A 9779-nucleotide genomic window follows, 5' to 3' on the forward strand; every position below is an offset into this window, starting at 1 on the left:
GTCGTCGACGTAGTAGGTGTCGACGCCATCACCGCCGATCATGGTGTCGGCACCTGCGCCGCCATTGAGGGTGTTGGCTGCAGCGTTACCGGTCAGCGTGTTGTCCAGCGCGTTACCGGTGCCGTTGATCGCATCGCCGGTAAGCACGAGGTTTTCCAGGTTGGCGCCCAGAGTCCAGTCCACCGACGCGCGCACGGTGTCGATTTCGCTGGCCAGCGTGCTGCTTTCAGTCACCGTGTCGCCGATGTTGTCGACGATATAAGTGTCATTGCCCAAGCCGCCATTCAGGACGTCGGCACCCGCGCCACCATCGAGGATGTTGTTGCCCGAATTACCATTGATGTAGTTAACGCCGCTGTTGCCGGTGCCGTTGAGATTGGCGGTACCGGAAAGCGAGAGGACTTCTATGTTGGCGCTCAAGGTGAAGTCGACCGACGACCAGACACTGTCGATCTCGCCGGCCAGGGTGCTGGTTTCGACGATGGTGTCGCCGACGTTGTCGACGATATAGGTGTCGTTGCCGAGTCCGCCAATCAATGTGTCAGCGCCTGTGCTGCCATCAAGGATGTTATTGCCATCGTTACCGGTGATGCGGTTATTGACCGAGTTGCCGGTACCGTTGAGGTTGCCGGTGCCGGTCAGGATCAGGTTTTCGACGTTGTTGCCGAGGGTGTAATCGATGGACGCGAATACGCGGTCAAGGGCGGTCAGCGAGGCATCGGTTTCGATTACTACATCGCCGACGTTGTCGACGTAGTAGGTGTCGACGCCGTCGCCACCGGACATGGTGTCGGCACCTGCGCCGCCATCAAGCGTGTTGTTCAGTGCGTTACCGGTGAGGATGTCGTTGAACGCAGAACCGATGGCGTTCTCGATCTTGGCCCCGTAGGCAATCGCCAGCCCGTCATTAATCGCGGTCTGGTTGTTGTAATCGATGAACGCCTTGCCGATCTGGCTGTAAGCGCCTTCATTGAGGTTGATACTGACGGCCGCGAGCTGGTTGCTGCCATCGATGGTGTCGTTGCCGCCGCCATCCCAGATGGTCTCGAAAATCGACTGGTTGGCTGCCCACTTGTAAACAGTGTCACCGGCCTGCCACGCCATGTTGGCGCCATACAGGCTCTGGATCGCGATGATGTCCAGCACCATTGGCGTGGTTGGCTGGTAGGAATAATTGCTGTTGTAGCTCATCACCGTGAAGTGAACATCATCGAGCGTCGGGTCGAGCAGGGTCTTGTTGGTCGAGCTGGCGTCGAACGGGTGCTTGAGTCCCAGCGCATGGCCGATTTCATGCACGAACGTCATGTAGTCGTAGGTGCCTTTGCCCGGGTTCGGATCATTGGTCTGCGGACCGATCCAGACATCGCCGGCGACTGGCGTATTGGCCGGGAAGTAAGCCCACGCAGCGGTCTTGTCGTCCATCAAGCGATAGCCGCCAAAACGCATGTCACCGACGTTGAAAAGGGTGTCGGTGGTCAGCGTGAAGTTGAGGTTGGCGACGGCACTCCAGGCGCCCAGCGCGCTGGTGATTGCGGTTTTTTGCCCGGCCGTGAGCTCATACAGTGCGTTGTATTCGTTGTCGGGGCTGTAATCGGTCACGAAATACGAAGTGACCGGTGCCATGAAGCTATAGCTCAGGTTGGTCGGCCCAGTCGGACTCCAGTTGGCTCCCAGCCAATAGGTGCCGGAGATGAGGCTGTCGACGAGGGCATTGCCTGTCAGCGTGGAGGGCAAACTGATCGAATACGTCTTGGGCGTTGGCATAGGATTTCCTGAGAGCTATGCGACCCTTCCTGAATGCGGCCGCTACAAAAAAACGCGATTTTGCACCAGAATTTATACATTTGACATCATAGGGCCACTATTTCTGATTAGTGGCGTCAAATTACTGGCCTGGCACTCTGTATCGGCGCGTGCAGTAGAATCCTGAAAAAATGCTGTCCGCCGTCTGTCGAGGATTTTTCATGTCAGTTGTAACGCCTTCTCTCATCCGCGAAACCTTCCCTGTCGGCCCTTTGCAGTGCAACTGCACCATCATTGGCGACCCGTTGACCAAGAAAGCCATCGTCGTCGACCCCGGCGGCAACCCTGATCTGATCATGGCGCGCCTCGATGCGCTGGGCCTGAAAGTCGTCAGCATCATTCACACCCACGCGCATCTGGATCACTTTCTCGCTTCCGGGCAGATGAAGGAAAAAACCGGCGCGACTCTGCACCTGCACAAGGAAGATCAATTCCTGTGGGACAACCTGGAAATGCAATGCCAGATGTTCGGTGTGCCGTATGTGCCCGTGCCGTCGCCAGATCGCTGGTTGAGCGACGACGAAGAACTGGCCTGCGGTTGCGGCGTGGCGCTGCACACGCCGGGGCATACACCAGGTTCCATGAGCTTCTGGTTTTCCGAGGCTAAGCTGTTGATAGCCGGCGACACGTTGTTTCGTCGCGGAGTAGGGCGCACGGATTTGTGGGGCGGCGATCAGGCGACCATCGTGCGATCGATCAAGCAGCGGCTGTATACCCTGGATGAAGACGCGACTGTTGTGGCCGGACATGGGCCGGATACGCGCCTGGGGGATGAAATGCGCGAGAATCCATTTGTGCGTGCCTAAACATTTTGTCACGGGTGCCCAGTGGAATTTTTGTGCATTGTCATGATCCAACGCCCGCACGGGCCAGTTGCCAATGTCCGCTGCACCACAGAATGCAAAATGTAGGAGCACTCCATGTTCACCACGCGTCGTTTGATTATTGTCGCTACTGCCGTGGCCGTTTTGTCCGGCTGCGCCTCGCCCAACCCGTATGACAATCAGGGTCAGGCCGACGGTGGCTCCCAAGGCATGAGCAAAACCGCCAAATACGGTGGCCTCGGTGCTTTGGCCGGCGCGCTGGCCGGTGCCGCCATCGACCACAACAACCGCGGCAAGGGTGCGCTGATTGGCGCGGCCGTGGTCGGTGCCTCGGCCGCCGGTTACGGCTACTACGCCGACCAGCAGGAGAAAAAACTGCGCGCCAGCATGGCCAACACCGGGGTTGAAGTGCAGCGTCAGGGTGACCAGATCAAGCTGATCATGCCGGGCAACATCACCTTCGCCACCGATTCGGCGAACATCGCTTCCAGCTTCTATCAACCGCTGAACAACCTGGCCAACTCCCTGAAGGAGTTCAACCAGAATCAGATCGAAATCGTCGGCTACACCGACAGCACGGGTAGCCGTCAGCACAACATGGACCTGTCCCAGCGCCGAGCGCAGAGCGTGGCGACCTATCTGACCTCGCAAGGCGTCAGCGGTGCCAACCTGAGTGCCCGCGGTGCCGGTCCGGATAATCCGATCGCCAGCAACGGTGACGTCAACGGCCGGGCGCAGAACCGCCGCGTCGAGGTCAACCTCAAGGCGATCCCGGGCCAGCAGTACGGTGGTCAGCAACAACCGGGCACGGTTCAGCAGTACCCGTAACCGCCAGCTACAAAAAAGCCCCCGGACAATTGATTGTCCGGGGGCTTTTTTTTGGCGCGAAGGCTGATTACTTCTTCAGGCCGTAATGCTCATCAAGCATGCCCGGCGAATTCGGGGTCTTCGGCGCGTAGTCACGCGGCGGTTCCTGATCCCGTGGTGGCGTCAGGCGTTCCCGTGGGGCCTGTGCTGCTTCGGAATGCAGCGAGGCCAGCAGGCGCTGACGAGTCTGCTCATCCAGGGCCAGACGGTTGGCACCCTCGGCGAGGTGATCCTGCACTTCCTGATAGCTCTGGGTCAGTTTCTTGACCAGATTGGCGGTGCTGTTGAAGTGGGTCACCACTTCGTTCTGATAACTGTCGAAACGTTCCTGAATATCGTCCAGTTGACGCTGCGTGCGGCTGGGCGCGGCGTTCGGCGCAACGCGAGCGATCAGGAAACCAATGGCGACACCCACAACCAGGGCAAGAGTCGGTAACAACCAAACTAAGAGCGAGTGTTCCACGAGTCCTTCCTCTATAAACGGCTTTGCTTTACGTTAACGGCTCGAACCTGCGCTGTATACCGCGATTCACTCGCAATAGACTGGCACAGACAATTTGCTAGACGAGTCGACCCGATTCGAGGTCACGGAGTTCCTTCCTTGCTGATGCGTGAAACCCCTGTAGTGATTGATGGCCCGGTGGGTCAACTTGAGAGCCTGTACCTCGACAACGAGCAGCCGCGCGGCATCGCGTTGATCTGCCATCCGAACCCGGTGCAGGGCGGCACCATGCTCAACAAGGTCGTCTCGACCCTGCAGCGCACCGCGCGCGACGCGGGCCTGATCACCTTGCGCTTCAACTATCGCGGCGTCGGAGCCAGCGAAGGTTCCCATGACATGGGCACTGGTGAGGTCGACGACGCCCAGGCCGCTGCCGCCTGGTTGCTGGAAAAGCATCCGGATCTACCGCTGACCCTGTTCGGTTTCTCTTTCGGTGGATTTGTTGCAGCAAGTCTCGGCGGCCGTCTGGAAGCCCAAGGCATTCAGCTCAAGCATCTGTTCATGGTCGCGCCGGCGGTGATGCGCCTGGGCGAGCAGGATCAACTGCCGCAGAAGGGCGAGCTGACCGTGATCCAGCCGGAAACCGACGAAGTGATCGATCCGCAGCTGGTCTACGACTGGTCTGAAAAACTCCAGCGCCCCCATGAGCTGCTGAAAGTGGCAGAATGCGGACACTTTTTTCATGGCAAGCTGACCGATCTCAAGGATCTGATCCTGCCGCGTCTCTCGAATTGATTGCAGTCTGACAAGCGATTACCCATGACGAACCGTACCCGCATCCTCACCGGCATTACCACCACCGGCACCCCGCACCTGGGCAACTACGCCGGCGCCATCCGCCCGGCGATTCTCGCCAGCCGCGACAGCCATGCCGATTCGTTCTACTTCCTGGCCGACTATCACGCCCTGATCAAGTGCGATGACCCGCTGCGCATCCAGCGCTCGCGTCTGGAAATCGCCGCGACCTGGCTGGCCGGTGGCCTGGATGTGGATCGCGTGACCTTCTATCGTCAGTCCGACATCCCGGAAATCCCCGAGCTGACCTGGCTGCTGACCTGCGTCGCCGCCAAGGGCCTGCTCAACCGCGCCCATGCTTACAAGGCTTCGGTGGACAAGAACGTCGAGACCGGCGAAGACCCGGATGCCGGCATCACCATGGGCTTGTACAGCTATCCGGTGCTGATGGCGGCGGACATTCTGATGTTCAATGCGCACAAGGTGCCGGTCGGTCGCGATCAGATCCAGCACGTGGAAATGGCCCGTGATATCGGCCAGCGTTTCAACCACCTGTTTGGCCAGGGCAAGGAATTCTTCACCATGCCTGAAGCGCTGATCGAGGAAAGCGTGGCCACGTTGCCGGGCCTGGACGGTCGCAAGATGTCCAAGAGCTACGACAACACCATCCCGCTGTTCTCCAGCGCCAAGGAAATGAAGGACGCGATCTCGCGCATCGTTACCGACTCCCGCGCGCCGGGCGAAGCCAAGGATCCGGACAACTCGCACCTGTTCACCCTGTTCCAGGCTTTCTCCACGCCAGCGCAGGCCGACGAGTTCCGCAGCGAGCTGCTGGGCGGTCTGGGTTGGGGCGAGGCGAAGAACCGTCTGTTCCAGTTGCTCGACAACGAGTTGGGCGAGTCCCGCGAGCGTTATCACCAGTTGATCGAGCGTCCGGCAGATCTGGAAGACATCCTGCAACACGGCGCCCAGAAGGCCCGTGCGGTGGCGACGCCGTTCCTCAACGAGCTGCGCGAAGCGGTCGGCCTGCGTTCCTTCGTCAATCAGGTTCAGGTGGCCGCAACCACCAAGAAGAAAGCTGCGAAAGCCGCACGTTTCGTCAGCTTCCGTGAAGACGACGGCAGCTTCCGTTTCCGTCTGCTGGCGGCTGACGGCGAGCAACTGCTGCTGTCGCGCAACTTCGCCGACGGTAAAACCGCCGGTCAGGTGACCAAGCAGCTGCAATCGGGTCAGGCGCTGGATGTACGTAGCGAAGGCCTGGGCTTCAGTGTCTGGCTGGAAGGCGAGTGCGTCGGCGACAGCCCGGCGTTCGCCGACGTGGCTGCGCGGGATGCAGCTGTCGAGGCCTTGCGGATCGCTCTGACACCGGTTCAGGAATAATCAACGGCTCGGCCCGACCAAGGGCCGATTGCCATTCCCACGGGCCATCGCTACAGTGACGGCCCGTTTTTGTTGCCTTGCTAACGAATTATGACGCCCCTAGAACGATATCAAGCTGATCTGAAACGCCCGGACTTCTTCCATGATGCCGCGCAGGAAACTGCCGTTCGTCATCTGCAACGCCTGTACGACGATCTGATCGCGGCCGAGCAGAACAAGCCGGGTTTGCTGGGCAAGCTGTTTGGCAAAAAGGATCAGACACCGGTCAAGGGTCTGTATTTCTGGGGCGGCGTGGGTCGCGGCAAGACTTACCTGGTGGACACCTTCTTCGAGGCGCTGCCATTCAAGGAAAAGACCCGTACCCACTTCCACCGCTTCATGAAGCGTGTGCACGAAGAGATGAAAACCCTCGGCGGCGAGAAAAACCCGCTGACCATCATCGCCAAGCGCTTCGCGACTGAATCGCGGGTCATCTGCTTCGATGAATTCTTCGTCTCCGACATCACCGACGCCATGATCCTCGGCACGCTGATGGAAGAGCTGTTCAAGAACGGCGTGACCCTGGTCGCCACCTCGAACATCGTGCCGGACGGTCTGTACAAGGACGGCCTGCAACGCGCGCGCTTCCTGCCGGCCATCGCGCTGATCAAGCAGAACACCGAGATCGTCAACGTCGACAGCGGCGTCGACTACCGTCTGCGCCATCTCGAACAGGCGGAGTTGTTCCACTTCCCGCTCAACGAAGCCGCTCATGAAAGCCTGCGCAAGAGCTTCCGCGCGCTGACGCCGGAATGCACGGCGGCGGTGGAAAACGATGTGTTGATCATCGAGAACCGCGAAATCCGGGCCCTGCGCACTTGCGACGACGTGGCCTGGTTCGACTTCCGCGAACTGTGCGACGGCCCGCGCAGCCAGAACGACTACATCGAATTGGGCAAGATCTTCCATGCCGTGCTGCTCAGTGGCGTGGAGCAGATGAGCGTCACCACCGACGACATCGCCCGACGCTTTATCAACATGGTCGACGAGTTCTACGACCGTAACGTCAAACTGATCATTTCTGCCGAAGTCGAGTTGAAAGACCTGTACACCGGCGGGCGTCTGACGTTCGAGTTCCAGCGTACCCTCAGCCGTCTGCTGGAGATGCAATCGCACGAATTCCTGTCCCGGGCACACAAGCCTTAAGCGGATTCGGCAAACAAAAAGGGCCTGCAGATGCAGGCCCTTTTTTGTGTCTGGTCGAGTCGTCAGGCAGCCTGCTGAAACTGCTGTCGATACTGGTTCGGCGACAGTTCGGTGTGCTGGCGGAACAGCCGTGCGAAGAAGCTCGCATCGTCGTAGCCGACTTCGTAACTGATGGTCTTGATGCTCTTGCGGCTGCCGGACAACAGCCCTTTGGCGGTCTCGATGCGCAGCCGTTGCAGGTAGTGCAGCGGCTTGTCGCCGGTGGCGGTCTGGAAGCGGCGCATGAAGTTGCGGATGCTCATGCCGTGCTCCCGCGCCACGTCCTCGAAGCGGAACTTGTCGGCGAAATGCTCTTCGAGCCAATGCTGGATCTGCAGGATGATCACGTCCTGGTGCAGCTTCTGACCGCCGAAACCGATGCGTCCCGGGGCGTAGCTGCGCTGCACTTCATAGAGAATGTCGCGAGCTACTGCCTGGGCCACGTTGGCGCCGCAGAAGCGCTCGATCAGGTAAATGTAGAGATCGCAGGCCGAGGTGGTACCGCCGGCGCAATACAGGTTATCGGCGTCGGTCAGGTGCTTGTCCTGATTGAGATAGACCTGCGGGAAGCGCTCGGCGAAGGCGTTGAAGAAACGCCAGTAGGTGGTCGCTTCCTTGCCGTTGAGCAATCCGGCCTCGGCCAGCCAGAACACCCCGGTGGCCTCGCCACAGAGCACGGCGCCCCGGGCATGCTGTTCGCGCAGCCACGGCAGGACCTGTGGATAACGCTGGCACAGCGTATCGAAATCGTCCCAGAACGCCGGGAGGATGATGACGTCGGCGTTTTCCAGGCCGCCGTCCACCGGCATGATCACGTCACTGAAGCTGTTCACCGGTTTGCCGTCGGGGCTGACCAGGCGGGTTTCGAACGCCGGAGTCAGGCCGTGGCCCAGTTGTTTGCCGTAACGCAGGCTGGCCAGATGGAAGAAATCCTTGGCTTGCATGAGAGTGGAAGCGAAAACCCGGTCGATCGCCAGGATGCTGACGCGCCGCAAGGGCGGGGAGACGTGCTTGGACATAATTCAACTTTTGTTTTTATAAGGGAAAGTGGTCACCAGACGGCTGGATCGTCTTATTTTTTGTCGGATGTGTCCAGTGTCCTGTATCGGAAGTGAGGCTTAGTCTCTGAAGGTCTGATCCGTCCAACAATAAAGAAAAGGTGCCGCATGATTCCCAGAACCTTGTTCAGCTCCGAGCACGAATTGTTCCGCGACAGCGTACGAACATTCCTCGAAAAAGAGGCCGTGCCGTTCCATGGGCAATGGGAAAAGCAAGGCTACATCGACCGCAAACTATGGAACAAGGCGGGGGAGGCGGGGATGCTCTGTTCGCACTTGCCGGAGGAATACGGCGGGTTGGGGGCGGACTTTCTCTACAGTGCGGTGGTGATCGAGGAAGTCGGCCGGTTGGGCCTGACCGGCATCGGTTTCTCGCTGCATTCGGACATCGTTGCGCCGTACATCCTGCATTACGGCAGCGAGGCGCTGAAACGGAAGTACCTGCCGAAACTGGTGTCTGGCGAGATGGTTACCGCGATCGCCATGACCGAGCCGGGCGCCGGTTCCGACCTGCAAGGGGTCAAGACCACGGCGGTACTGGATGGCGATGAGTATGTGATCAACGGTTCGAAAACTTTTATCACCAATGGCTTCCTGGCTGATCTGGTGATCGTCGTCGCCAAGACTGACCCCAAGGCCGGCGCCAAAGGCACCAGCCTGTTTCTGGTGGAGGCGAACACCCCGGGCTTCGACAAGGGCAAGCGCCTGGAGAAGGTCGGAATGAAGGCGCAGGACACGTCTGAATTGTTCTTCCAGGACGTGCGCGTACCGAAGGAAAACCTCTTGGGTCAGGCCGGGGCGGGATTTGCCTATCTGATGCAGGAGCTGCCGCAGGAGCGTCTGACTGTGGCGATTGGCGGTCTGGCTTCAGCCGAGGCGGCGCTCCAGTGGACGCTGGATTACACCCGCGAGCGCAAGGCGTTCGGCAAGTCGATTGCCGACTTCCAGAATACCCGCTTCAAACTGGCGGAAATGGCCACCGAGATTCAGATCGGCCGAGTGTTCGTCGACCGCTGCCTGGAGCTGCACCTGCAAGGCAAGCTCGACGTGCCGACAGCGGCGATGGCCAAGTATTGGGGGACCGATCTGCAATGCAAGGTGCTCGATGAGTGCGTGCAACTGCATGGTGGCTACGGTTTCATGTGGGAATACCCGGTGGCCCGGGCCTGGGCGGATGCGCGGGTGCAGCGGATCTATGCCGGGACCAATGAAATCATGAAGGAGATCATTGCGCGGTCGCTTCGAGTTTTGCAGTGAATTGACTGACCCCCTTCGCGAGCAGGCTCGCTCCCACAAGGATCACGCTGTACCTGTGGGAGATTCTATGTTGCAGGGGAACCCTGCAACCTTAAATTGGGTTGGTATTCGCTCTGATTTTTCATGAGG

Annotated in this window: 9 protein-coding genes; 6 read left to right on the plus strand and 3 right to left on the minus strand. The window is 59.5% G+C overall.

Translation table 11 applies throughout. The features are described from left to right. On the minus strand, window positions 1-1764 hold a 1764-nt coding region (locus ACKUG4_RS26885; RefSeq protein WP_445435187.1), incomplete at its 3' end, for a M10 family metallopeptidase. A 200-nt stretch (window positions 1765-1964) separates the two neighbouring features. On the opposite strand from ACKUG4_RS26885, the gene ACKUG4_RS26890 reads away from it, so the two are divergent. Together ACKUG4_RS26890 and ACKUG4_RS26895 are read left to right on the plus strand one after the other, a co-directional pair. Then, window positions 1965-2609 (plus strand): MBL fold metallo-hydrolase, encoded by a 645-nt coding sequence (locus tag ACKUG4_RS26890; RefSeq protein WP_236191466.1) that lies wholly within the window; start codon window positions 1965-1967, stop codon window positions 2607-2609. Between the two features lie 114 nt (window positions 2610-2723). Beyond that, window positions 2724-3455, plus strand: coding sequence for a YiaD family glycine zipper/OmpA-like lipoprotein (locus ACKUG4_RS26895; RefSeq protein ID WP_007956806.1), 732 nt, complete (start codon window positions 2724-2726; stop codon window positions 3453-3455). A 67-nt stretch (window positions 3456-3522) separates the two neighbouring features. Here the strand turns inward: ACKUG4_RS26895 and ACKUG4_RS26900 are convergent, their stop codons facing one another. Continuing rightward, complete coding sequence (locus tag ACKUG4_RS26900; protein ID WP_039766275.1) at window positions 3523-3957, minus strand: Z-ring associated ZapG family protein; 435 nt, start codon at window positions 3955-3957, stop codon at window positions 3523-3525. A gap of 144 nt (window positions 3958-4101) precedes the next feature. Here ACKUG4_RS26900 and ACKUG4_RS26905 point away from each other — a divergent pair, with 144 nt between their 5' ends. The 3 genes from ACKUG4_RS26905 to zapE all read left to right on the plus strand — a co-directional run bounded on the left by ACKUG4_RS26905 (window position 4102) and on the right by zapE (window position 7296). After that, window positions 4102-4731 (plus strand): alpha/beta hydrolase, encoded by a 630-nt coding sequence (locus ACKUG4_RS26905; protein WP_236191470.1) that lies wholly within the window; start codon window positions 4102-4104, stop codon window positions 4729-4731. 24 nt (window positions 4732-4755) lie between these two features. Then, window positions 4756-6111, plus strand: coding sequence for a tryptophan--tRNA ligase (locus tag ACKUG4_RS26910; protein WP_085649199.1), 1356 nt, complete (start codon window positions 4756-4758; stop codon window positions 6109-6111). A 90-nt stretch (window positions 6112-6201) separates the two neighbouring features. Continuing rightward, the gene (gene zapE / locus ACKUG4_RS26915) at window positions 6202-7296 is read left to right on the plus strand and encodes a cell division protein ZapE (RefSeq protein ID WP_064599321.1); all 1095 of its coding nucleotides are present in this window, start codon (window positions 6202-6204) and stop codon (window positions 7294-7296) included. 62 nt (window positions 7297-7358) lie between these two features. Here zapE and ACKUG4_RS26920 read toward each other — a convergent pair whose 3' ends face one another. Continuing rightward, on the minus strand, window positions 7359-8255 hold the full coding sequence (locus ACKUG4_RS26920; RefSeq protein ID WP_445435189.1) for a GlxA family transcriptional regulator: 897 nt from the start codon (window positions 8253-8255) through the stop codon (window positions 7359-7361). 246 nt (window positions 8256-8501) lie between these two features. Here ACKUG4_RS26920 and ACKUG4_RS26925 point away from each other — a divergent pair, with 246 nt between their 5' ends. Further along, window positions 8502-9650, plus strand: a complete 1149-nt coding sequence (locus ACKUG4_RS26925; protein ID WP_445435188.1) for an acyl-CoA dehydrogenase family protein — start codon at window positions 8502-8504, stop codon at window positions 9648-9650. Window positions 9651-9779 lie beyond the last annotated feature (129 nt).

The organism is Candidatus Pseudomonas auctus, assembly GCF_048654275.1.
Lineage (GTDB): Bacteria > Pseudomonadota > Gammaproteobacteria > Pseudomonadales > Pseudomonadaceae > Aquipseudomonas > Aquipseudomonas pharyngis.

What these genes read in the sequence shown, in the direction of transcription:
- ACKUG4_RS26890 (WP_236191466.1), top strand. Translation starts at nt 1,965, where the DNA reads ATGTCAGTTGTAACGCCTTCTCTCATCCGCGAAACCTTCCCTGTCGGC.
- ACKUG4_RS26895 (WP_007956806.1), top strand. Translation starts at nt 2,724, where the DNA reads ATGTTCACCACGCGTCGTTTGATTATTGTCGCTACTGCCGTGGCCGTT.
- ACKUG4_RS26905 (WP_236191470.1), top strand. Translation starts at nt 4,102, where the DNA reads ATGCGTGAAACCCCTGTAGTGATTGATGGCCCGGTGGGTCAACTTGAG.
- ACKUG4_RS26910 (WP_085649199.1), top strand. Translation starts at nt 4,756, where the DNA reads ATGACGAACCGTACCCGCATCCTCACCGGCATTACCACCACCGGCACC.
- zapE (WP_064599321.1), top strand. Translation starts at nt 6,202, where the DNA reads ATGACGCCCCTAGAACGATATCAAGCTGATCTGAAACGCCCGGACTTC.
- ACKUG4_RS26925 (WP_445435188.1), top strand. Translation starts at nt 8,502, where the DNA reads ATGATTCCCAGAACCTTGTTCAGCTCCGAGCACGAATTGTTCCGCGAC.